This window comes from Rhodococcus spelaei, assembly GCF_006704125.1.
In the GTDB taxonomy this organism is placed as follows: domain Bacteria; phylum Actinomycetota; class Actinomycetes; order Mycobacteriales; family Mycobacteriaceae; genus Rhodococcus_G; species Rhodococcus_G spelaei.
Genome location: NZ_VIGH01000001.1, coordinates 169,561 through 193,373, shown reverse-complemented (window position 1 = coordinate 193,373; position 23,813 = coordinate 169,561). Strand labels below are relative to the sequence as shown.

Below are 23,813 nucleotides of genomic sequence, written 5' to 3'. Positions count from 1 at the left end.
CTGGGAGTTTGCTGTGTGATCAGGAAGCCTTCGTGAATCCCAGTTCGGCGATCGAGGTCTGATTCTTCCCACCGTCCGCGCCGAGCTTGGTGATCCACACCAGCACCCGGGACGCGTTGCCGTCCGTTGTCACCGGGATGGTCGTGACACCGTCCTTGAGCACGCCGGTCCCGATCACCTGGGTCTGGTCCAACGTCGGGTTGTCGCTCGGGGCGGTACGAATCTCGACGGTCGTGCCGACGCTCGGTGAGGTGATCGAGACCTCTTTGAGGGCGGCCGGTTGCGAGAGGTTCACCAGCAGGCCGACGCCGGACTTGAACGACGGGAACTGCTGGAAGTAGGTGTCCGTGCTCCACTTCGTCGCCGGGTTGCCGTCCACCGCCAGTCCTGCGGTCGCCGGGTTGTCCGCGGACCCCTGCGGGGAGAAGACCGTGGCACCGGCGGGCAGCACGGGAGTGAGTGCCGCTGCGGGCGGCGCGGCGGACCGTGACGGGGCGTCGCTCGGGCCCGCGGCGCTGGTCGTGAGGCCGATGTTCTGCTCGTTCAACGGTTCGGTCGAGCTGCCGCCCGCGAACAGGTTCGCCAGCCACCAGCCGGCGATCGCCAGCACGATCACGGTGAGCACACCCAGTGCCGCGAGGGCGATGAGCATCCGGTTGCTCCGGACCTTCCGCTGCACCGCCTCCTCAGGATCGGCAAGGGCATGGCCGGACGCGCCGGCGGGCCGCTGGCCGAGCCGCAGCGCAGGCATGAGGTCGGTCTTCTGGTCGACGACCGAAGCCTGGTCGAGCACATGCTGGACGGTGGCCGCGGTGCGGATTCCGCCGCCCTGCTCGAGCGAGCGGACCGCGACGGCGGAGATCTCGAACGGGACCTCGGGGCGGACCTTGCGCGGTTCGACCGGCTGGCCGTCGTCGCCGCGGTCGGCGAGCTTCATGCCCCCGACCGTGTTCGCCGGCCGGTCCCCCACGGCAGGAGCCGGGGCACCGGCCTCAGGTGCAGGCGCCGGCTCGCCGAGCGGCCAGCGAGCGGTGATCAGGCCGTAGAGCATCGCGCCCAGGCCACGCACGTCCGAGCTGGCGTCCGCGTCGGCCAGGGTCGCGGGGAAAGCGAGCACCGCGTCGCCGCTCGCCGAGATCCGGACCCGGTCCGGATGGTCGATCGACAGCGCGCCGCCGCCGCGATGGGCGGCCTCGGCCGCCGATGCGAGGGCACGGATCGCCCGGGCCGCGCCGATCGGCGACGGCACCGTCTCGGCCATCTCGCGCAGCGACCGGCCGGGGGTCCACTCGGCGACGACGATGCCGCCCGAGCTGCCCCGGACGACGTCGAGCACTCGGGCCAGGCCCGGGGAGTTGATCCGGCCGAGCCGGAGGGTGCGCGAGAGGACCGCCTGCGGACCTTCGGCATCGGGGGTGTCGGACCCCGCCCGCTGATCGGCGTCGACGAAGGTCAGTGCCACCTCGCGGTCGAGCTTGGTGTCGTGCGCCTGCCAGAACTTGAGCCCGCGGGCACCGCCGTGCGGGGCCAGCAGCCGGTACCGCCCGCCCGCGACGGACGCGCCCGCCATGAGCTTGGGTCCGCGCTGGGTGCGGCGAGTCGCGGGATCGCCGACTCGCATCGGAGGCAGCGGCGGCGAACCGATCGGGATGATCCCGGTGTCGACCGTGAGGTCGCGTTCGGGTCGCACGGGATCCGCAGGCCGCTTCTCCGCGCGGGACCCGGCGTTCTCGCCTGTGCGGGTTGTGGATTCGGGTGCCGACGCCTCCACCGTGGACCCGGCAGCCTTGCCGCCGGCAACGTCTTCGTCGCTCACCCTCGCTCCTTCGCGCATCTGGCTGGAATTCTCCCCGTCAGAGATCGGCGCCCCGGTACGCCCGGCACCAGGGTACGGGAGTTGCTGCCTGCTATTGGGTGGTACCTGAGCACGACCTATCACGGGAAGCAACTCGGTGTCGGCCTCGTACAGCGCAACCGAATCGGCGGTGGCCGTTGTCGGGGCCTTCGGTGCCCGGCCGAGCAGCCGGTTGACCAGACGCGTCACCGCGACCGTCCCGGCCACGACCTCCGGGATCCCGGCGACCCGCAGCAGTGCGAACGTCAGGCCGAGCATGATCACCGCGGAGATGCCGACCTGGACGAAAGCGCCGGGCCCACCGAACTTGTCGCCGAGCCGACCCAGACCGAGCAGCTGCTCGGCGGCGAGCATGGTGATCCCGCCCGCGACAGACGCGACCACGACCAGGAAGGCGGTCTTGCCGACGTTCGCCATCCGCAGCGACCCGAGGCTGCGGCGCAGCAGCACACCGCCGATGATCGCACCCGCGGTGAAGCCGAGACCGTTGGCGACACCGAGCAGGCTGACCACCTGGTTGTCATCGGAGGCCACCGACGGCGCCAGCAGTGACAGGCCGACCTTCACGCTGGTGATGCCGAGGATGATCCAGGTGGGCGTCCAGGCCTGTTCGCGGGCGTAGAACACGCGCAGGTGGATCAGGACCAGCGCATAGGGAATCAGAGTGAAGGCCGACCAGCTGACCGCGTGTCCGAGCCGCTCGGCGTCGTCGGAACCGAAGTTCCCGTAGCCGAACAGCGCGTGCCCGACCTGCGGTCCGGCGAAGGTCAGGAAGATCACGACCGGCACCAGCGAGACCATGGTCAGCCTGGTTGCGACCGACAGGTCGTCGACGACGGCGGGGGTGTCCTCGGCGGCCGCGTTGCGGCTCAGCCTCGGCATGATCGCGGTGAGCACCGTGACGCCGAGGATGCCGTACGGCAGCTGCAGCAGCAGCCACGCCTGCTGGTAGATGACGGGTCCGGCGGCATCGACGGACGCCGCGACCCGGGTGCCGATCGTGAGGCCGATCTGGCTGATCAGCACGTACAGCACGATGGCGACGCCCATGCCCGCGAACAGCTTGAGCCGGTCGTCGATTCCCCACAGCGGTTTGAGGCTGATGCCCTGGCGCCGGATCGCGGGCAGCAGTGTCGCGGCCTGGACCACGACACCGAACGTGAAGCCGAGACCGAGGACGAGGAGTCGCGTGGTGGTGACGTCGTCGCCGCCGGGCAGCAGCCAGTAGATGCCGAGCACCACCAGCACGGTCAGGTTGTTGAGCACCGGAGCCCACGCGCCCGGCCGGAACACCTGTCGGGTGTTGAGCAGCGCCGTCAGCAGCGCGGACATGCCGTAGAAGAAAATGGCAGGCAGCAGCAGGAAAGCGAAATGGGTGGACAGCTGCTCGTCGACCTTGCCGTGCTCCGGCAGGAACAGCCGGGTCAGCAACGGGGCGGCCGCGACGGCCGCGAGGGCGACCGTGCCCAGGGTGACGATCGAGATCGTGAACAGTCGTCGGACGAACGCGGTGCCACCGTCCGCGTCCTCCGTCTCCGCCCGCACCAGGACCGGGACCACGATCGCGGTGAGCACCGCGCCGAGCACCAGCTCGGAGATCATGTTCGGCATCGTGCTGGCGACGGTGAACGAGCTGGCCGCCGCCGCACCGAGCGTGGTCAGCAGCAGAACTTGCTTGAGGAAGCCGGTGATCCGGCTGACCAGGGTCGCGATGGCGATGGAGCCGGTCGACGCGATCAGTCGTGAGTTCGAGTTGGGGTTGTCGTCCCCGCCGTCGCGATCGGTGGGCGGCTCGGGCGCCGCGGGCGGAGGGGTCGTGGCGGCCGGAGCATCCGCCGGCCGCCGTGCCGGGTCACCCGACAGGTAGCGCTGCGGGGCGGCGCGCTGCGGGACCGGCTGCGGACGGGTCTGCGGGGGCTGCCCCTGCTGGGGATAGCGAGGCTGCTGGGGTTGTTGAGGCTGTTGCGGGTACTGAGGCGGGTAGGGCTGCTGCTGTCGGGGACGAGGCTGTTGCTGCGGGTGGGGCTGTTGGGGATACGGCGGACCGGGGTAGGACCGTTCCCAGGGCGCGGGAGACGTCGGGCCCCCAGCCGCGTCCGCTCCCGGGCGCCGCACGCCGGCACCTTCAGGACGCTCCGCGGGACCGTCTGGTCGCTGCGCACGCTCCGCTCCGGGACCGTCTGGTCGCTGCGCACGCTCCGCTCCGGGACCGTCTGGTCGCTGCGCACGCTCCGCTCCGGGACCCGGTGGCCGCTGCATGCTCCCCGTCATCGACCTGAATACCCTTCATCCGCTGGGTCCGGCTGACCCCGGAACCGGTGCCAGAGCCTCCGTCCAGCAAGTAGCAACAGTAGTGCGCCCGCGCCGCCGGTGATGATCACGAGCAGCTTGCCGTACGCGTTCGAGCGAACCGACACGGACGCGGGTTCACCCAACTCCCGGTCGTTCGTCGTGGTCAGCGCGACGTTGATGACCATCTTCCCCGTATCGGCCACCTTGGCGGGTACCTGCAGCGCCCGACTGCCGCGCGCCGGCAGTTGTTGGTCGCCGATGTCGGTGATGGTCATCTCCGGCGGCGCCGAGATGCGCAGTCGCACCGTGATCCCGACCGGCAGGTCGTTGCGCGCGACGAACAACAGCGGACTCTGCTCCGAGGCCAGCGTGTACGCACCGCCCGGCGCCAGCACTGTCACCGAGCCGTAGATCCGCCCCAGCGCCGCCTGGACCTGCGCGACCCGCAGGCCGGCTGCCGCCGCGGCGGGCGACCGGTCCCCGCTCCGCCTGCCGGAGGTGCTCATCGCGCGCAGCAGGTCCTCGCTCAGCGGTGCGGTGTATCGGATCGGGGTCAGGGCCGACTGCGGATCGTTGACCAGCGTTGCGGTCAACGCGTCGATCTCCGGCGCTTCCGCGGCCGAACCGTCCTGCACCGACGTCGGTGCGCCGTCCTTGACGGCCTGTTCCGGGTACGCCAGGTCGAAGGGCGGCGGTGGCACCGCGCGGTCCACGAGCTCGGACAGGGCGCGCGGGGTCGCCAGGCCGGACCGCAGCATCGTCGACACGGTGGACAGGACCGCCCGAGCTTCGTCGCCGTCGACCGTCCACTGCTGCGGCGGGACCAGCAGCAGCGGGCGCGGGTTCGCGTTCGCCAACCGGGTCTGGGTGGACCGAGTGGTCAGCGATGTCCAGGTGACCGCGCCGAGTGCGTCCTGCAACCGGGCGGTCCGAGAGTCGTCGGTCAGGTCGTAGCGGCCGTGCTCGGGCGCGAACGTCGGGGTCTGGGGGCTGGCTCCGACCGCCGCGAGCGCGGTGGCCGCGGACACGTCGAACAGTGCCGCGTTCAGCGGGCCGCCGTTGTTGCCGCCGGTCAGCGGGACCTTCGGTTGGGTGGTGCTGTCGGCGACGGCATTGGCCGCGAGCAGCGTGGTCGGTCCGAGGCCGGGCAGCGCGGCCGCGGTCGCCGGATCGAGGACGCCGGCGTCCGGCCAGGTCAGGCCGCGCAGCGAGGTGATCCCGAGCAGGGTGTCGACGATGTCGGCGGGGGCGGTCACGGCGCGCGCGGTCAGGGTCTGGTCGCCCACTCGGTGCAGCGCCGCCAGGTCCACCTGCGCGAACGGGACGGCAGTCGTGCACATGTGCGCGGCGAGCTTCCGGAGCCGGTTCAGCCAGTCGCCGGCCGCGGCCTGTCCGGTACCGGGATGGGTTCGGCCGGTCGGGTCGGCCGGATCGTCGACGACCAGGTATCCCCCGGACATGTTGCCGACCGTGATCAACAGGTCGGGGTCGATCGCCAGGCACATGCTGTCGGCCAACTTGTGGTCGCGGTCCACGCCGTCGCCGGTCGCGAACTCGGCGGCCGCGACCAACTGCTCGAGCCGACCACCCGACGCGAGCGAGGTGGCCAGGTCGTCGTCGACGAGCCGCACCTTCTCGTCGGTGGAGCCGGGTATCCCGGCGGCGAGTCGCGGCTTGTCGGCGAGCGGCCACATCAACGTCACCGCGACCGGGTCGGCGGTGGACGGCGGTACCGGCGCCGCATCGGAGCGGTTCGGATCGCCACCGCCGCTGGTGTCACGGGGCACGCCGAGCACGGGGAGCAGGAAGCGGGCGTCGTCGAGGCGAGCCTGGCCGCCGTACTCCGGGGTGCCGTTGACGTTGACCAGCATCGGGTAGACGCCGGGATCGGTGATCCCCAGCGACGATCCGGTCGCCGCGCGCAACGGCATCGACAGGGTGAACTTCTCGGACTGCCCGACCTCCAGCTTCTCGCGGATCAGGGCGAACTTTCCGATCACGTCGAACTGCTCCTGGCCGGCGCTGAGCACGGTCCGCAGTTGGTCGGGCGCCGACACCGCGCGCGCCCGCTGCAGTCGGACCTGCACGTCGCGGATTGGTCGGTCGCCGACGTTGCTGACGCTGCCGACGACGGTGACCACCGGATCGCTGGAGGTGGTCACCGCCGACGGGGTCACCGAGTCGACCGACAGCGCGACGAACCGCTGCTGCGTGGGACCGGTGGTGGCGTGGGGGACGCTCGTGCGGCCGGTCGCGGGAGTGCTCGAACCCGGGTCAGGCGCTGTCGTCGTCGGCGCGGCGCCGACCGAGGCGAGCAGTCCGGGCGGTGCAGCGGCAAGAGCCAATGTGGTCAGGGTCGTCACGGTGAGGCGACGTAGGAACGTCCTCATCCGTTCTCTCTGGTCGTTCGGCCGGTTCCGGCGCCCATCCGGTCGATCAGCGCGCCCGCGACCTCGGCCAGCCGGCGCTCGTCCGCGTAGGCGAGTCGGGAGCCCAACTCCGCGAGCGGAACCCACGCCACCTCGGTGACCTCGACGTCCTCGTCGGACAGTTCGCCGCCCTGGAACCGGAGCAGGTAGTGGTGCACGGTCTTGTGGACGCGACGCCCCTCGGTGACGAACCAGTAGTCGATGCTGCCCAGTTCCGCGAGGACGGTGCCGCGGATCCCGGTCTCCTCGGCGACCTCACGCATCGCGGTCTGCTCGGCGGTCTCGCCCTGCTCGATGTGTCCCTTCGGCAACGACCACAGCAGCCGACCCCGACGATCGGTGCGCCCGATCAGGGCCGCGCACTGCTTGTCCCGGGGGCCGTCGAGGCCGTCGACGACGAGGCCGCCCGCGGAGGTCTCCCGTACCGTGCGCATCCGCGCGTTCGTGCGCTCACCGTGCCCGCTACGACGCCGCGGGTTGCGGCGGCTGCGGTTCGCACGTTCGGCAGGAGACACCCAATCAATACTAGTTGGCGTGTTCGACCCGCCCCGAATCCCACACCGGGTGACCGGCGCGCAGTGTCTGCGGCCGCGAGAACGGTCCGCGGAGGTCGGTAAGCTGCACAGTCGTGGTTTCCCCTACTCCTGACGCCGACCGACGCGCCCGACTGCTCTCGGCCGCGACGGAGACACTGCGCGACCTCTCGGACGTGCTGACTCCTCTCGGTGCGCGGTTCGCCGCCGCCGGACACGAGCTGTACCTGGTCGGGGGGAGCGTGCGGGACGCGGTGCTGGGCCGGCTGGGCACCGATCTCGACTTCACCACCGACGCGCGTCCCGAGCAGGTGCAGGCGCTGCTCAAGGGCTGGGCCGACAACCAGTGGGACACCGGTATCGACTTCGGCACCATCAGCGCCGCGAAGGCCGACCAGCAGATCGAGATCACGACCTTCCGCACCGACGCGTACGACGGAGTGACCCGCAACCCGGAGGTCCGGTACGGCACCTCGCTCGAGGAGGACCTGGTCCGCCGCGACTTCCGCGTCAACGCGATGGCCGTGCGGATCGGGGCGGACGGCACCCAGGAGTTCGTCGACCCGCTGTCGGGGATGGACGACCTGCTCGCCGGCGTGCTCGACACCCCCGCCGCCCCCGAGATCTCGTTCAACGACGATCCGTTGCGGATGCTGCGGGCCGCCCGGTTCGTCTCGCAGCTCGGCTTCGCCCTGACGCCGCGGGTGCACCAGGCGATCGTGGACATGGCCGGCCAGATCGACCGGATCACCGCCGAGCGGGTGCACGCCGAGCTGGACAAGCTGATCCTCGGCGAGTACCCGGTGGACGGCATCAACGTCATGTGCGAGACGGGGCTCGCGGCGCGGGTGCTCCCGGAGATCCCGGACATGGAGCTCGAGATCGACGAGCACCACCAGCACAAGGACGTCTACCAGCATTCGCTGACGGTCCTGCAGCAGGCGATCGACCTCGAGGAGGGCGACCCCGACCTGGTGCTGCGCTGGGCCGCGATCCTGCACGACATCGGCAAGCCGGACACCAAGCGCAACGAGCCGGGTGGCGGCGTCAGCTTCCACCACCACGAGGTGGTCGGCGCGAAGATGGTGCGTAAGCGGTTGCGGGCGCTCAAGTACTCCAAGCAGATGGTCGACGACGTCGCGCAGCTGGTGTTCCTGCACCTGCGCTTCCACGGTTACGGCGAGGGACAGTGGACGGATTCGGCGGTGCGCCGGTACGTCACCGACGCCGGCGACCTGCTCCCCCGGCTGAACAAGCTGGTCCGGGCCGACTGCACCACCCGCAACAAGCGCCGGGCGGCCAAGCTGCAGGCCACCTACGACGATCTCGAGCGGCGGATCGCGCTGCTGGCCGAGCAGGAGGACCTGGCGCGGGTGCGCCCCGACCTCGACGGCAACGCGATCATGGAGCTGCTCGGCATCCCGGCCGGACCCGAGGTCGGGAAAGCGTGGACCTTCCTCAAGGAGCTGCGCCTGGACCGGGGGCCGCTGCCCCGCGAGGAGGCCGAGGCCGAGTTGCTGAAGTGGTGGGCCTCGACCGAGCGCTGACGCGCCCGTGCGCGCCGTTCACCCCAGTCGGGGTGAACGGCGCGCACAGTGCAGCGCCGTCAGTCCAGCTTCGCGTGCATCAGGTAGACGTTGTAGCTGTCCCACTCCGACATCGTGAAGTACAGGTCGTGCTCGGTGGACCACGGGTGGATGAAGCCGCCGTACATCTTCGGGTAGTCGGAGGAGCGCACCATCGGGACGCCTGCCGTCCAGGCGCCCTGCGGACTTGTCGCCTGGCGCAACACGATTGCGCCCGCGACGGTGTCGAGGTAGCTCATCTGCCAGAGCTTGCGGGACTCGTCGTAGTGCACGGAGAGTTCGGCCGCGGTGCCGCTCAGGATCGGGGTGGGATCGGATTCCCCGACCGGGGTCCAGTTCCCGTCCTTCCAATACTGGTACGCGGTCTTGTTGAGTACCTGGTCCTTGGCGACCCGGGCCACCGCTACGGTACCGAGCCGACCGTTCGGGGTGCCGAACATGTACACGTGGTCACCGGCCGGGACCATGCTGGCCACCTGGAAGTGGTTGAGGCCGAAGATGTTCTGCCACAGGGCATATGGGTCCTTGGTCCAGGTCTGACCCTGGTCGTCGGAGTAGGCGATGCCACCGCGGTTGGTGTACCACATACCGGGGATCATGCTCCAGCGCCGAACCGACATGTAGCTCATGTACTGCCGGTCGCCGATCGCGAAACCGGACGTCGGGATGGTGGTGGTCTCCCAGTTCTTGATCTTGCGGCTGCCGAGCACCTCGACTGCGTGGCAGCGGCTGTCCTGCACCATGGAGTCGATGGTCATGCCGTCGGCGAGGTTGCGATCAGTGCTGTGCCCCAGCACATTCGAGCGCCAGTCCTGCCCGTTCGCCCCCGGCGGCGCCCAGTCCTTGCCGAAGGTGTCGCCGAACACGATCGACACCTCGCCGGGCTTGGACTCCCAGGTGATGCCGAGGTCGGTGCCGTTGACCTGCCAGCGCTTGTCGGTGCGGTTGATCGAGCCGTGCCCGGTCAGCTGCGCGACAAGCGACACGTCGCTGACCTTCGGTGCGGGCGCCGGGGCGGCTGCCGGTCCGGGATCGATCGGCGGCGACTGCGGCGCGGGGGCCGGCGGAAGTGGTTGGCCCGGACCGGGAATCGGGATCGGGATGGGCTCGGGGTCGGGTCCGATCGAGAAGCGCGGCACCGACGATCCCCACGCCCCGGATCCGGAGGAGGACGAACCCGACTCGTTCGACGAGGAACCGGACGATCCCGCGGAACCGGACTCGGGTTGATCGGGCGTGGTGTCTGTGATGTCCGGGCAGGGGTCCGCGCAGGGGTCGGCGGGCAGCGGCGCCTGCGGCACCCGGGTCCGGTCCTGCGGCGGGTCGGGCACCGGGACCGGGACGATCTCGGGCCAGGGGAACTTGATGTCCAGGCCGCCGGGCGGCGCGGACTGGTCGCCCTTCGCCGAGGGGTCGAAACCCACCTCGCCGCAGGCGTTGGTCGGCGCGGCGCTCGGTGCGGCGGCCGCGGGTACGACCGTCAGCAGCGAGCCCGACGCGGCCAGCGCCAGCACGCACAGTGGTGATCCGATCCGACGGAACATGGTGCCCCCTGCGACCCCGGTCTGCGTGGCTTTGCGGCCACCCGAATTCCGGACAATTTACCAGCGAAGCCACCCCCGGTCCGGCACCGTCGAACGTTCGACCGACGATGATCGCGCAATGTGCCTGTCCTCGGCCGGGCGGGAACCGGCCGCCCGGATGGCGCGTCCAACACGTATGGGCTTGCTGGAGTACACGTTCGGAACCGGAGACGGCGATCCCTCCGTCTGGCTGTCCGAGGCGGATCTCGATCTGGGTGATCCCGGCGCGCCGGACGCCGTCGTCCTGGACTTCGACGGTGACGGACTGCTCGACGATGCGCTCTGGGACAGCGACGGCGACGGCCGCGCCGACAGATCCGTCCTCGATGCCGGTGAGCCGAGTGCCCGGTACTTCACCGATCCGACCGGCCTGGGCACCTGGGAGGCCGAGTGCGCGCCACCCGGCGTTGCGGACGAACGTGGGATCGACACCGACGGTGACGGTGTGGCGGACGCGGCGCTCGAGCCGCCCGGACCCGGCGGCGGGCACTGGTCGATGCTGGTCGACGAGGGCGGCGACGGGGCGATGGACGTGCGGTTGTCCGACACGGACGGCGACGGCCGCCTCGACACGGTGACCCGACCGGCCGGGTCGGCGAGCGCGCGGAAGGCGGAGGTGGGCGACGAGCGTTAGCGACGACGCGAACGCGTGCGAAGCGAGTTCGCCGCGACCGCAGCCAGGCCGACCGCGTACACCCCGGCGCCCGCGAGCACCAGACCCAGAGACCGGCCGTCGGGCGCGATCACCGTCGCGGCCGCGGCGATCGCGGCGATGAACGCGATGTTGAAGACCGTGTCCTGCAGGGCGAACACCTGCCCGCGCCGGGTGTCGTCGACGTCGATCTGCATGGCCGCGTCGCCGGTCAGCTTGATCGTCTGGCCGGCCAGCCCGAGAAGGAACGCGCCCGCGAGCAGCATCGGCTGGGTCAGCGCCGTGATCAGTCCGAGTTGGACGGCGATCGCCGCGACCAGACCCAGTGCGACGGTCCGCGGTCGCCCGAGCCGGGGGATCAGGAAGGGGGTCGCGGCGGCGGCCACCAGCATGCCCGCGGCGGTCGCGCCGACCGCGACGCCGAACCCGGCCAGACCCCCGGGCAGTGAACCCGACGTCGCCGGATCGCGCAGGACCAGGACCATCACCAGCGTGTTCACCCCGAACACGATGCGATGCACGCCGATACCGATCATCGCGGTGGTCACTCCGGGGGCGCGCCAGACGGCGGTCGCGCCGGTCCGCAGGCCCGCGGCGACCGCGCGTACGGCGGCCAGTCGGGTCGGGCCCGATGCCGCCAGCTCCGCCTCGCCGGGGCCGAGGCCGTGGGTCGGGAAGCCGGCGGCCGCCACCGCGCCGACCGCGGACCCGAGGGTCGCGGCCGCCACCGCCACCCCGGATCCCCAGTCGCCGCCGCCGAGCAGTCCGATGATCGCGACGGCGGCGCCCGCGCCCGCGGCCGCCATCCCGGAACCGGCGGTGGCGAGGACGGAATTGGTTGGCACCAAACAGGACTGGCGTACCACGTGCGGCAGCGCAGCGGACACCCCGGCGAGCACGAACCGGCTGACCCCGACCGCTGCGAGCGCGAACAGCAGCAGCGGGGCGTTCGGAGCATTGGTGAGCAGCAGCGTCGCCGCCACCATGATCAGCGCGCCACGCAGCAGGTTCGCCCACATCAGGACCGCACGCCGGTCCCAGCGGTCGAGCAGGGCGCCGGTGAACGGTCCGAGCAGCGAATAGGGCAGCAGCAGAACGGCGAAGCCCGCGGCGATGGCCAGCGGGTCGGTCTGTCGTTCCGGGTTGAACAGGATCGCCCCGCCGAGCGCGGCCTGGAACAGGCCGTCGCCGAACTGGCCGGCGAAGCGGACGGCGGTGAGGCGCACCAGCCCTGGCGAGCTGCGGAGCACCCCGCGCAAAAGTCCTCGGGGTGCCTTCGCCACCGCACGACCCTATCGCGGGGCAGGTGCCGCGTCCCGCGCCCGCCACCATGCCACGGTCGCGGCTGCCGCCTCGGGCAGCGGCGTCGGGGCCAGGCCCAGCAGTTGCTCACTGCGCGTCGAGTCCAGCACGAACGGGCGCTCGAACTGGTACAGCATCTCCGCGAGCTCGCGGGTCGGCCCGTGCACTGCCCCGATCGCGCGCACCGCCCACGCGGGCAACACCCCGACCTTCGGGTCGCCGGTACCGGCCGCGTCGGCGAACGCCTGCACCATCTGCCGCTGGGTCACCGCCGGTCCGGTCGGGGCGTGCAGCACGCTGTTCCACCGCGTCGGGTCCTCGGCCGCGGCGATCATCGCGGCGGCGAGGTCGGGCACGTAGGTGAACGAGTGCGGGACGTCGAGGGCGGCCAGCACCCGAACGGTCTTGCCCGCCAGCACGACCGGAACCATCCGCTCCCCCGCGTGCGCGGTCAGCGCGTGCGGGCCGAAGAAGTCGGATGCCGCGACGCTGACCGTGGGCGTGGCCGAATCCTCACGTTGCCGGAGCAGTTCGGTGCGCACACCGAGCTTGCCGGTGGTGGCGGTACGGGGGGTGTCCTCGGTGATCGGACCGTCGACCGGTCCGTAGGAGTACAGGCTCTCGGGGAACACGACCACCGCGCCCGCCCGCCCGGCGGCGGCGAGCACCGCACGCTCGGTGGCGGGCAGTTCGCGTCGCCACGCGGCCGCGGAGTACACCGAGCCGTGGGTGCAGTGGTAGACGGCGGAGGCGCCGTCGAGCGCCGCGTCGAGCGCGCCGGGCTTCGAGACGTCGACCTGCACCCGGTGGACGTTCGGGTGGTCCGGCCCGGAGCCGGACCGCGTCAGCACCCGGACCTGATGACCCTGCTCGGCGAGTTGGACGGCGACCGTCCATCCGACGGGACCGGCTCCGGTCACGACCTGCACTGTCGACATCGCGATCTCCATTCCTCGAATTCCCGATTCAGAGAGCAGTGCTCTCGAATTCCATGATCCACGCCCACCCGGCGCCTGTCAAGAGCACCGCTCTCTAAAGTTGACGGTGCTCGCCCCGCGCGTCAGGCTGGGAGCGTGACCGGTACCCCGAGACAGCGAGCGCGTGAGCAGACCCTGGCCGACATCACCCGGATCGGCCGCGACCATCTGGCCCGCGACGGGGCCGCGGCACTGTCGCTGCGGGCGGTCGCCCGCGACCTGGGCGTGGTCTCCTCGGCCGTGTACCGGTACGTCAAGAGCCGCGACGAACTGCTCACCCTGCTCGTGGTCGAGGGCTACAACGAGCTCGGCGACGCCGTCGACGCGGCGGTCGAGGCGCTGCCCGCCGACGATCCCCGGGCCCGACTGCGCGCGCTCGGTCATGCGGTCCGGGACTGGGCGCTTCGCGAATCGGCTTGCTACGGACTGCTGTTCGGTAGTCCGGTGCCCGGATACCAGGCGCCGGCCGAACGGACCACCGGCCCCGGTACCCGGGTGGTCGTGGCGTTGGTCGCGCTCTTCGACGCGGCGCACCGGTCGGGCCGACTCGCCGATCCGACCGCACTGCCGATCACCGAGTCGCTGCGCGCGAACCTGCGCGTCATCCGAGCCGAGATGGGACTGGAGCTCCCGGACGAGGTGCTCGCGCGCGGGGTGCTGGTTTGGTCGTCGCTGTTCGGCGCCGTGAACTTCGAGGTGTTCGGCCAGTACGGCGCCGACACGTTCACCGATCCGCGCGCCCTGTTCGACCACCACCTGTCGGTGCTCGAGGAGATGGCCGGACTCCGGCCCTGACACGGCTGCCCCGACGTCACGAGGCACATGCCCGGCTCGGCGATGCGATGATTACCCGGTGGAGCACGCTGAGGAACCCGACGATCGCACGGCGTCGACCGAACCGGTCGTGCGCCCCGGCAGCCTGCTGGTCTCCGCGACCGACCTCACCGAGCCCGCGTTCCGCCGCACGGTGGTCTACGTGATCGAGCACAACGACGCCGGCAGCCTTGGCGTGGTCATCAACCGCGCCTCCGAGACCGCCGTGCACACCGTGCTACCGCAGTGGGCGGAACTCTGTGCCCGGCCGAAGGCGCTCTTCATCGGCGGTCCGGTCAAGAGGGACGCCGCGTTGTGCCTGGCCACGCTCCGCACCGGCGCGAAGATCGACGGCGTGCCCGGACTGCGCCGGGTGGACGGTCGGGTGGTGATGGTGGACCTGGACTGCGACCCAGGACAGGTCGGGCCGCTGATCGAGGGGACGCGGGTCTTCGCCGGGTACTCGGGCTGGACGATGGGCCAACTCGACGGCGAGTTGCGGCGCGACGACTGGATCGTGGTCTCCGCGCTGCCGTCGGACGTCATCGGCCCGCCGCGTGCGGACCTGTGGGCCCAGGTCCTGCGCCGTCAGCCGCTCCCCCTCGCCCTGCTCGCGACCCACCCCATCGACGTCGAGCGCAACTAGCCGCCACCACCCTCCTTCGGTGTGAACGGCCGGCGGGTCGAGTCGAGCGCAACCGATCCCCCATGGCCCGCGCGAGCGGCCTCGTGAACCCTTCCGGCCTTTGTATCGTGTATACGGCTGGAGGTGTCCGATGCCGGAAGACCAAGCAGAACTGATGCGCGTTCTGTACGGCGAGCATGCGTCGGCACTGTGGAGATATGCCATGCGACTTACCGGTGATCGGGCGCGGGCCGAGGACGTGGTCCAGGAGACACTCCTGCGGGCCTGGCAACGACCCCACGTACTGGACCAGAGCGAGAACTCGGCGCGGGCCTGGCTGTTCACCGTCGCGCGGAACCTGATCTTCGACGACTACCGCAGCGCGAGGTCGAAACGTGAGATCGGGACGGACAACCCGCCGGAGCAGGCCAGCCCGGACGCGACCGATGCGGCGCTGGACTCCTGGCTGATCGCCGACGCGCTCGTGCAACTCTCGCCGGAGCACCGGGGCGTGCTGGTCCGCTCGTACTACCGAGGGATGTCGACCCACCAGATCGCCGACGACCTCGAGATCCCGGAGGGCACCGTGAAGTCGCGAATGCACTACGCGCTACGGGCACTTCGATTGATTCTGCAGGAAATGGGGGTGACGCAGTGACCATCGAACTGGATCCATACGCGCACTGGGACGCCGCCTACGTGCTCGGTTCGCTCAGCGCCGCGGATCGGGACGAATTCGAGCACCATCTCGCCACCTGCGTCCGGTGCTCGGTCGCGGTCGCGGAGGTCGCGGGCGTGCCCGCACTGCTGGCGAAGGTGCCGGCGGACACGGCACTCGAACTAGGTTCCGCCCCGACTGCCCCGACTGCCCCCGGCGACGAGCCCCCCGCGGACCTGCTCCCGAAATTGATGGCCCAGACTCGGCCGCCGCGTCGGCGCGCCAGGTACGCCGTGCTCACGGCGGCCGCCGCCGCGGTCGCGATCGCGGTCGGGGTCGGGGTGGCCGTGCTGCCCTCGCAGACCGAGGGTCCGTCGCCGAACGCCCCGCACGGGCCGTCAGCGCCGGTGGTCGCCCAGCCGATGCTTCCGGTCACCCCGAGTCCGCTGACTGCCGACGTCTCGCTCGTCGAGCAGGAGTGGGGCACGCGGGTCGACGTGACCTGCCGCTACGCCGCGCCACCCGGGGGTGGATACGGCACCGACAAGAACGAGTACGCGATGGTGATGACCGACAAGAACGGGGTCAGCAAGCAGTTGGCGACGTGGATGGCCGCGGCCGGCCAGACGGTCACCCCCTCGGCGACCACCAGCGTGCCGATGCTCTGGATCGACCGGGTCGACATCCGTTCGGTGGCAACGGATCAGGTGCTGCTCACCAGCACCTTCTGAAGTTCCCGCGATTGATCTGAACCGTTCGTAGCGTTGAACCGTACCTACCAGTGCACGCATGTGCGCACGGAAGGTGGACCGATGAGACAAGCCGTACCGGTGGTACGACGGGGCGAGCCCCGCGTGGTCGACTACCTGGTGGACGCCCTTGCCGGCTTCGGGGTGCAGCACGTCTTCGGGGTGGACGGCGCGAACATCGAGGATGTCTACGACGCGCTCTTCTACACCCACAAGAACATCGTCGGAATTGTCGCGAAGCACGAGTTCTCCGCCGCCACAATGGCCGACGGCTACGCCCGCACCTCTGGCCGGCTCGGCGTGGTGATGGCCACGTCCGGCGGTGGCGCGCTGAACCTGACCGCCGGCCTCGGTGAGGCGTTCACCTCCCGGGTTCCGTTGCTGGCCTTGGTCGGTCAGGCTCCGACCGCACTCGAGGGCCACGGCGGATTCCAGGACTCGAGCGGTCGGGCCGGTTCGATCGACGCGGTCCGCCTGTTCTCCGCCGTGTCGCGCTACTGCGCCCGGGTCGAGTCTGCGGCCGACGTCTCCCAGCATCTGAACCGGGCGGTGTCGGCGGCGCTGCGTGGCGGTCCCGCAGTACTCCTCCTGCCCAAGGACGTTCAGCAGTCCGCGATCGCACCCGAGCAGTGCCGACCGATCGTGCCGAGACCGGCGGTCGTGCAGGACAAGGTCGGCCTGGACCGGCTCGTGACCCGGCTCGCGCAGGCGCGTCGACGCGGCAAGGTGCTGGTGATCGCGGGCGACGAGGTGGCGCGGGCGGGCGCCCGACGCGAGCTCGCGGACCTGGTCACAGTGCTCGACGCCTCGGTCGGGGTCAGCCCCGACGCGAAGGACGTCGTCGACCCGACCGCGCGCGGTTACTGCGGTGTCGCGGGCAGCATGGGACATCCGGAACTCGTGGACGCGCTGCGATATTCGGAGCTGTGTCTGCTGATCGGCACGCGGATGCCGGTGATGGCGCGGACCGGCCTCGACGAGGGGTTGCGCAGCACACCGGTCGCCTCGCTCGGGTACGCGCCACCGTACGTGCCGTCGACGCACGCTGTCACCGTCGACCTGCGGACCTCGCTGCGGTTGCTCACCGAGGCGCTCGGACCGGTCGGTACGTCGCAGGCTGCGACCCGGACACCGCGCCTGACAAGCCTGCAGGTGCCCGTCGCCACCGGGCCCGGGTTGCGGTACCGGGACGCGGTCGCGGCGATCGAGCGACATCTGCCGTCGGGCACGGACGTGTTCGCCGACGCCGGGAACACCGGAGCCGCAGTGGTGCACCATCTCCCGGCCGTTCGAGGGGGACGGTTCGTCGTGGCGCTCGGCATGGGCGGCATGGGCTACGCGTTCGGTGCGGGAATCGGCTCCTGCTTCGGCCGCCGGCGCCGGACCTTCGTGATCGCGGGCGACGGCGCGTTCTACATGCACGGCATGGAGATCCACACCGCGGTCGAGCACCGCCTGCCCGTGACCTTCGTCGTGTTCAACAACAACGCCCACGCCATGTGCGTCACCCGTGAGCAACTCCTGTACGAGAACCGCTACAGCTTCAACAGGTTTCAGCCAACCTTCCTCGGCGAGGGCATCGCGGCGATGTTCCCGACCCTCGACACGTACTCCGCCTCGACGGGGGCCGAGTTGGAGGACGCGTTGTCCGCGGCCGCCCATTCGCTCGGGCCGGCGTTCGTGGCGGTCACCTGCGACCCGGACGAGCTCCCACCGTTCCTCCCGTTCCTTCCACCCCAGCAGAGCCCGGCCCAGCCAGAGAAGGAGGACACCCGTGACCAGTACCAGAACCACTCCCCTGCCAGCGCTCAGTGACATTGCCCCCGAGGATATTCCGACGGTGCACCGGATCGAGAACACCAGCCGGGAGGAGGGCACCGCGATGGTCGTAGACATGCTCCGCTCGGTGTACCCCCACCAGCAGATGTACGGCGACTACATCACCGTCCACGACTACATCGACTGTCCCCCAAGGGAACTGTACGACTACCTGGCCGACACCCGCAGCCTCGAGGAGTGGACGGGCAGTCTGCGCGGGTTCACCGAGACCGACGAGCCCGGACTGTGGCTGGCGTACGACCGGATCGGCGACGACCAGACCGAGATCTACACCCGGACCGTCGCGAACCCCGAGGCGATGACCGTCGACTATCACTGCGCGTGGGACCAGGGCAGGCATCTGTGGATGGTCTACCTGATGCGGGTGATCGACGCACAGGTGGTGCTGGACAAGCCGGGATCGGTTGTGCTGTGGACGAACTGTCACCACCCGTTCTACGAGAACAACCCGTACCCCGACGCCGCACCCGCCGACCGTAAGCCCTGGGTGGGCGACTTCTGGGACATGTTCCCCGCCGGGCACCTGGTCGAACTGCACAATCTCAAGGCCATTGCCGAGTACCGGCACGCGAACGGCCTGCCGGTGACGCCCGAGTGGATGCAGTGACATGAACGAGACCACCGTCAGCCTCGTGGACGTCGCCAGCTACCTACCGGAGAACCGTGTTCCCGCGGAGTACTTCCTCGAGTTCTCGAACAAGCGACAGCCGAAGGGGCCGATGTTCCGGGCCCCCAAGTTCCGGCATCACGTCGCGGACGACGAAACCGCCGCAGACATGGTGATCCGGGCGACGGCGCCGCTGGCCGAGCGGCACGGCGCCGACGTGCTCGCGAACGTGGACGTGCTCATCACCCACACCCAACTCCCCGACCTGGCGGTGGTGGGCTGCGGCGGCGAGGTGGCGCACCGGCTCGGTGCCCAGCCGGACTGGGTGATCGACCTGCACAACAGCGGCTGTGCCTCGTTCGTGTACATGATGCAGATCGCGGCGCAGATCCTCCGGAGTGGGGGTGGACGCAGCGCTCTCATCGCAGCCACCCAGAACTGCGCGGGGCAGGTGTTCACGCAGACCGAGGTCCGCGGGCTGGCTCAGGCGCCGGTGCCGGGTGACGGATGCGGGGTCGGCCTGCTCACCCTCTCCGACGACGCACCGGTCCTGGGCACCGAATGTCGTTCCTACGGTGAGTTCTTCGGTGACATGACCGGTGAGGTCGATCCGCCCCGCAAGTACTGGGAGCCCGGCACCGGCCAGTACCACATCTCGTTCACCGAGAACAAGATCGCGAAGGTCTTCGCGCGCGGCAACCGACTGGTACCCGAGATCTCGCTGGCCCTGTGCGACCGGCTCGGCATCGACCCGAAGACCGTGGACACCTTCGTCACGAACCAGCCCAACCGACTGTTCCTGCGCAATTGGCGTGACGCACTGGAACTCCCGCAGGATCGGCACCCCGACACCTTCGACGAGTGCGGCAACCTGTTCGGCGCGGGGATCCCGGTGACGCTGGACGTGGAGAACCGGGCCGGACGGATACCGAACGGGTCGCTGGTGTTGATGTCGGCGTTCGCGCACGCGGGCGACTTCGCGGGTTCGGCGGCGGTCCGCTGGGGCGCGGCGCCCGACGGAACGGGGGGAGCGGGTCGATGAGTGTGCTGGCGCTGGACACCCCGAGGTTCGAACTGGCGCTGAGCGAGAACCCCTTCCGTCCCCTGCGCTCGGTGCGCCGCGCGCTGGAGCGGGCCGCGGCGGAGGCCAACCGCTACCCGGAGTTCCTGCCGCGCAGGCTGCCCGCACTGATCGCGGCGCGGCTCGGACTCGATCCCGCTCAGGTGGTGGTCGGTGCGGGCGCGACCGGCGTGGCACTGCAGGTGCTGCAGGCCGTGGCACGGCCGGGTCAGCGAATCGTGTTCGCGTCGCCCACCTTCGACGGCTACCCGATCCTCGCCTCCATGGTCGGCGTCGAGCAGGCAGCGGTGCCGCTGGGCCCGGACGGGCAGCAGGACCTCGGGGCGATGGCGTCCGCCGTCGACGACCGGACCGCGCTGGCGGTCGTGTGCCGGCCGCACAACCCGACCGGCACGGTGGTCGAGGCCGATGCGCTGCTCGACTTCCTCGCGGCCGTTCCCGACCGCGTGGTGGTGGTCCTGGACGAGGCGTACGTGGAGTTCCTGGCTCCCGAGCTCACCGTGGACGCGCTCGAACTGGTGCGGAGGTTTCCGAATCTTCTGGTGTTGCGCACCTTTTCGAAGGCCTACGGGTTGGCGGCACTCCGGATCGGGTTCGGCTTCGGCTCGCCCGGCCTGATCGAACGCGTGCACCGGTTGCAGTTGCCGTTCGGGATGGGAGGTCTCGCGGAGCCGGCGGTCCGGGCGTCGTTCGAGGCGCAGTCCGAGCTGGCGGAGCGGGTCCGTGCGATCAACACCGAACGCGACCGGATGCGCGGCGGGCTGTCGGCGTTGGGCATCGAGACCCCGCGCAGTCATGCCAATTTCCTGTACCTGCCGGCCTCGGACCGCCCGGTGGCCGCACTGCTGGCCGGTGCGGGTGTCGCCGCGAAGACGTATCCCTCCGGCGCGGTGCGCATCGCCGTCGGCGACCCGATCGCGGGCCGTGCCGTCCTCCACGCCCTCGCGCCGACCCGCCGCTGACCGCCGGTGAATCACCGACCGCTGGTGATGGGATCCCTCATTCGGTCTGACTGGTTGACGGTTCCCGTCACCCGGGCTGGGCGGGCGCACCCTCGAGTTCGGTGCGGCGGGCGAAATGCTGCGCCAACGCGGCGCAGACGATCAGCTGGATCTGGTGGAAGACCATCAGCGGCAGCACGATCAGCCCGACGGGCTGACCGGCGAACAGCACCGAGGCCATCGGGAGGCCCGTGGCGAGGCTCTTCTTGGAGCCGCAGAAGATGATGACGATCCGGTCCGGCAGTGAGAACCCGAGCGCCCGCCCCGCGAACGCGGTCGCCCCGATGACGATGGCGAGGATGCCGCAGCACACCGCGACCAGCGCGACCACCCGCCACACCGACAGCCCGGACCAGGCGTGCTCGATCATGCCCGCGCTGAACGCCGAGTACACCACCAGCAGGATCGAACCGCGGTCGACGAGCTTGGTCGGTTCGGCGTACCGCTTGAGGAAGTCCTTGACCCAGGGCCGGATCAGCTGCCCGACGATGAACGGGATGAGCAGCTGCACCACGATGTCGACGATCGACGAGGCGTCCACGTGTGCCTCGCCGGTGGTGTTCATCAGGAGGATCACCAGCATCGGGGTGATGAAGACGCCGATCAGGTTCGAGGCCGACGCGCTGACGATGGCGCCCGCCACGTTGCCGCGAGCGATCGAGGTGAATGCGATCGAGGACTGCACCGTCGAGGGCACCAGGCAGAGGTAGAGGACGCCGGTGTAGAGCTCGTCGGTGAGCACCGACGGCACCAGCACCCGTAGCGCCAGGCCGATCAGAGGGAACAGCACGAAGGTGGAGGCGAACACGACCGAGTGCAGGCGCCAGTGCTTGAGACCCTCGAGGGCCTCGCGGGGATGGAGCCGGGCGCCGTAGAGCAGGAACAGGAAGCCGATGGCGATCTTGGTGGCCCAGCTCAGCACGGTCTCGCCGCTGCCGGACGCCGGGAAGATGCTGGCCAGGACCGCGACGGCGACGATCGACAGGATGAACCCGTCGATGTAGAACCTGCTGAGAAACTTCACGCCCTGAACGGTAATCGCGCACCGCGGCATCGTGAAAGTCGATGTGAACGTTTAGTTCCATCGCGAATCGTGATAAATCTGGGTCATGCTGGATCCCGTGCTGCTGCGCAGCTTCGTGGCAGTCGAGCGCGCGGGAGGGTTCACCGCCGCCGCCCGACGGCTCGGCCTGCGCCAGTCCACGGTCAGCGGCCACGTCGGGCGGCTCGAACGCAGCGTCGGCCGGGAGCTGTTCCGCCGCGACACCCGCAACCTCGAGCTCACCGCCGACGGCGCCGCGATGCTCGGCTTCGCCCACACCATTCTCGACGCGTCACAGCAGGCAGAGGCGTATTTCGCGGAGTCGGAGCTGTCCGGACTGCTGCGCTTCGGTGCGTCCGACGACCTGGTCGCGGCCGAGCTGCCCGAGGTGCTGCTCGAGTTCCGTCGGAGCCATCCGAGGATCGACCTCGAGCTGACGGTGGGACTCAGCGAGAACCTCGGGGCCAAGCTGGCGGCGGGCGAACTCGACATCGCGTTCGGCATGCGTCGACCGGGCGAGCGGCACGGCGAACTGGTCTGGCGCGACCGCCTGGTGTGGGCAGGATCTCCCGGCGCGGCGGTCGGCGAGCTGGCGACCGGACCGGTTCCCCTGGTGACCTATCCCCCGCCGAGCATCACCCGGCGCGCGGCGATGGAGGCGATGGAACGCGCTGGGCTCGTCTGGCGGACCGCCTGCGTCACCGACAGCCTGCTCGGGTTGCGGGCCGCCGTGCTCGCCGGCCTCGGTTTCATCGTGCACTCGGAGTCGCTGCTGCCGGACGGACTCGAGCCGTTGCCCGGTCACGTCCTGCCGGACCCCGGCGACGCCGACTTCGTGCTGATGCGCCGGCCCCGACCCGCGACCGGCCCGGAGGCCGCACTGACGGCGCTCATTCTTGCCAACGAGCGCCGCCTGCGCCGCACCTGATCGCCGCCCCTCCCGGCCCTCCCCCGCCCGGGTGAAGGTTGCCAGCACCCAGTCAGACCGAATGATGGTTCCCTTCACCCTGAGGTGGAGGCGGGCGGGTGGGGGCGGGGCGGCAGGGTTCAGAAGCGGATGACGCCGCGCAGGTTCTTGCCCGCGTGCATGTCGTCGAACCCCTGCGCCACTTCGTCGAGGGTGTAGGTGGTGGTGACGAGGGCGTCGAGTTCGAGCTTCCCGGACGTGTACAGGTCGACGAGCCACGGGATGTCGGCGGACGGGGCGGACGCGCCGAACAGCGAGCCCTGCAGCCGCTTCTGGTACAGCGTCAGTTCCATCGGGCTGATGGGGATGCCGACGTCTGTCATCTTGCCCAGGCCGGTGACCACGCAGACGCCGGCCTTGCGGATGGCGGAGAACGCCTGCGCGATGTGGTCGCCGGTTGTGACGCCGACGGTGACGATGGCCGCGTCCGCGCCCTGGCCGTTGGTCAGCGAGCGGGCGACGTCGGTGGCTTCCTCCATCGTCGAGAATGCCTGGGTGGCACCGAACTTCAGTGCGCTGTCCCGCTTGAACGCGACCGGGTCGACGGCCAGGATGTGTGCGGCCCCGGCGTGCGCGGCGCCCTGGACGGCGTTGATGCCGATGCCGCCGATGCCCATCACGATCACCGTCTGGCCGGGGTACACCTGTGCGGAGTTCACTGCGGCGCCCCAGCCGGTGCCGACGCCGCAGCCGAGCAGGCACAGCGTCTCGAGCGGCAGGTCCTTGTCCACCTTGATGGCGGAATCGGTGCTGACGGTGGTGTATTCGCTGAACGTCGACAGCCCGCAGGTCTGTGCGACCGGTGCGCCGTCGAGGCTGAGGCGGAAGCTCGTCGGGTCCTCCGGACGGCTGCCGGTCATGATGGCCGCTCCCCGGTCGCAGAGGTTCTGCAGGCCCTTCGCGCACCAGCGGCACTTCCCGCAGCCGGCGACGAACGAGAAGATGACGTGGTCGCCCTCGGCGAATCCGGTGGTCTCGGGCCCGACGTCGACGACGACGCCGGCGCCCTCGTGACCGCCGCAGATCGGGTAGACGCCGACGGCGTGGTCGCCCTTGGCGACGTGGTCGTCGGAGTGGCACAGGCCCGAGGCGACCATCTTGACGGTGATCTCGCCGCGCCGGGGCGCGTCGAGGTCCATCTCGACGACCTCGAAGCGGCCGGGGGCGCTGCGGATGACGGCACCGCGTGTCTTCACGGTGACTCCTCTCTGAAAAGTGAGGT

At 70.4% G+C, this 23,813-nt stretch carries 19 protein-coding genes; 11 read left to right on the top strand and 8 right to left on the bottom strand.

Annotation, left to right across the window (positions count from 1 at the left end; genetic code table 11):
• Window positions 1-19 precede the first annotated feature (19 nt).
• The 3 genes from murJ to FK531_RS00810 form a co-directional block, all read right to left on the bottom strand.
• Window positions 20-3,718 (bottom strand): murein biosynthesis integral membrane protein MurJ, encoded by a 3,699-nt coding sequence (gene murJ / locus FK531_RS00820; RefSeq protein WP_142095292.1) that lies wholly within the window; start codon window positions 3,716-3,718, stop codon window positions 20-22.
• A gap of 404 nt (window positions 3,719-4,122) precedes the next feature.
• Entirely contained in the window at window positions 4,123-6,537 is a 2,415-nt protein-coding gene (locus FK531_RS00815) for a glycoprotein (protein WP_142094764.1), read from the bottom strand.
• Window positions 6,534-7,130, bottom strand: a complete 597-nt coding sequence (locus tag FK531_RS00810; protein WP_435531008.1) for an NUDIX hydrolase — start codon at window positions 7,128-7,130, stop codon at window positions 6,534-6,536. Before FK531_RS00810 ends, FK531_RS00815 begins: the two co-directional genes overlap by 4 nt.
• Window positions 7,131-7,204: 74 nt before the next feature.
• Here FK531_RS00810 and FK531_RS00805 point away from each other — a divergent pair, with 74 nt between their 5' ends.
• Window positions 7,205-8,656, top strand: a complete 1,452-nt coding sequence (locus tag FK531_RS00805) for a CCA tRNA nucleotidyltransferase (protein WP_142094762.1) — start codon at window positions 7,205-7,207, stop codon at window positions 8,654-8,656.
• A gap of 59 nt (window positions 8,657-8,715) precedes the next feature.
• Here FK531_RS00805 and FK531_RS00800 read toward each other — a convergent pair whose 3' ends face one another.
• Entirely contained in the window at window positions 8,716-10,239 is a 1,524-nt protein-coding gene (locus tag FK531_RS00800; protein WP_142094761.1) for a glycoside hydrolase family 183 protein, read from the bottom strand.
• A gap of 175 nt (window positions 10,240-10,414) precedes the next feature.
• Between FK531_RS00800 and FK531_RS00795 the strand changes: the two genes are divergently transcribed.
• Window positions 10,415-10,912 (top strand): hypothetical protein, encoded by a 498-nt coding sequence (locus tag FK531_RS00795; protein ID WP_142094760.1) that lies wholly within the window; start codon window positions 10,415-10,417, stop codon window positions 10,910-10,912.
• Here FK531_RS00795 and FK531_RS00790 read toward each other — a convergent pair.
• Both FK531_RS00790 and FK531_RS00785 read right to left on the bottom strand, forming a co-directional pair.
• The gene (locus FK531_RS00790) at window positions 10,909-12,213 is read right to left on the bottom strand and encodes an MFS transporter (protein ID WP_142094759.1); all 1,305 of its coding nucleotides are present in this window, start codon (window positions 12,211-12,213) and stop codon (window positions 10,909-10,911) included. The two genes, FK531_RS00795 and FK531_RS00790, sit on opposite strands and share 4 nt — an antisense overlap.
• 9 nt (window positions 12,214-12,222) lie before the next feature.
• Complete coding sequence (locus tag FK531_RS00785) at window positions 12,223-13,170, bottom strand: NAD-dependent epimerase/dehydratase family protein (RefSeq protein ID WP_142094758.1); 948 nt, start codon at window positions 13,168-13,170, stop codon at window positions 12,223-12,225.
• Between the two features lie 135 nt (window positions 13,171-13,305).
• On the opposite strand from FK531_RS00785, the gene FK531_RS00780 reads away from it, so the two are divergent.
• The 8 genes from FK531_RS00780 (at window position 13,306) to FK531_RS00745 (ending at window position 20,543) form a co-directional block, all read left to right on the top strand.
• On the top strand, window positions 13,306-14,004 hold the full coding sequence (locus FK531_RS00780) for a TetR/AcrR family transcriptional regulator (RefSeq protein WP_142094757.1): 699 nt from the start codon (window positions 13,306-13,308) through the stop codon (window positions 14,002-14,004).
• Between the two features lie 58 nt (window positions 14,005-14,062).
• Window positions 14,063-14,668 carry a YqgE/AlgH family protein gene (locus tag FK531_RS00775; RefSeq protein WP_142094756.1) on the top strand — a complete coding sequence of 202 codons (606 nt, stop codon included), beginning with the start codon at window positions 14,063-14,065 and terminating at the stop codon, window positions 14,666-14,668.
• A 130-nt stretch (window positions 14,669-14,798) separates the two neighbouring features.
• On the top strand, window positions 14,799-15,305 hold the full coding sequence (locus tag FK531_RS00770) for a sigma-70 family RNA polymerase sigma factor (protein WP_142094755.1): 507 nt from the start codon (window positions 14,799-14,801) through the stop codon (window positions 15,303-15,305).
• Window positions 15,302-16,036, top strand: a complete 735-nt coding sequence (locus FK531_RS00765) for an anti-sigma factor family protein (protein WP_220126915.1) — start codon at window positions 15,302-15,304, stop codon at window positions 16,034-16,036. Before FK531_RS00770 ends, FK531_RS00765 begins: the two co-directional genes overlap by 4 nt.
• Before the next feature lie 81 nt (window positions 16,037-16,117).
• A complete protein-coding gene (locus FK531_RS00760; RefSeq protein ID WP_142094754.1) occupies window positions 16,118-17,869 on the top strand; it encodes a thiamine pyrophosphate-binding protein in 1,752 nt (583 codons plus the stop codon).
• Entirely contained in the window at window positions 17,829-18,500 is a 672-nt protein-coding gene (locus FK531_RS00755) for an SRPBCC family protein (protein WP_142094753.1), read from the top strand. The genes FK531_RS00760 and FK531_RS00755 overlap by 41 nt, the downstream gene beginning before the upstream one ends.
• A gap of 1 nt (window position 18,501) precedes the next feature.
• On the top strand, window positions 18,502-19,542 hold the full coding sequence (locus FK531_RS00750) for a 3-oxoacyl-ACP synthase III family protein (RefSeq protein ID WP_142094752.1): 1,041 nt from the start codon (window positions 18,502-18,504) through the stop codon (window positions 19,540-19,542).
• Window positions 19,539-20,543 (top strand): aminotransferase class I/II-fold pyridoxal phosphate-dependent enzyme, encoded by a 1,005-nt coding sequence (locus tag FK531_RS00745; RefSeq protein ID WP_142094751.1) that lies wholly within the window; start codon window positions 19,539-19,541, stop codon window positions 20,541-20,543. Before FK531_RS00750 ends, FK531_RS00745 begins: the two co-directional genes overlap by 4 nt.
• Window positions 20,544-20,610: 67 nt before the next feature.
• On the opposite strand, the gene FK531_RS00740 is transcribed toward FK531_RS00745, so the two are convergent.
• The gene (locus tag FK531_RS00740; RefSeq protein WP_142094750.1) at window positions 20,611-21,606 is read right to left on the bottom strand and encodes a bile acid:sodium symporter family protein; all 996 of its coding nucleotides are present in this window, start codon (window positions 21,604-21,606) and stop codon (window positions 20,611-20,613) included.
• 85 nt (window positions 21,607-21,691) lie between these two features.
• Here FK531_RS00740 and FK531_RS00735 point away from each other — a divergent pair, with 85 nt between their 5' ends.
• Window positions 21,692-22,552, top strand: coding sequence for a LysR substrate-binding domain-containing protein (locus tag FK531_RS00735; RefSeq protein ID WP_142094749.1), 861 nt, complete (start codon window positions 21,692-21,694; stop codon window positions 22,550-22,552).
• Between the two features lie 119 nt (window positions 22,553-22,671).
• Here FK531_RS00735 and FK531_RS00730 read toward each other — a convergent pair whose 3' ends face one another.
• Window positions 22,672-23,787 (bottom strand): NDMA-dependent alcohol dehydrogenase, encoded by a 1,116-nt coding sequence (locus tag FK531_RS00730; protein ID WP_142094748.1) that lies wholly within the window; start codon window positions 23,785-23,787, stop codon window positions 22,672-22,674.
• Window positions 23,788-23,813: the final 26 nt, after the last annotated feature.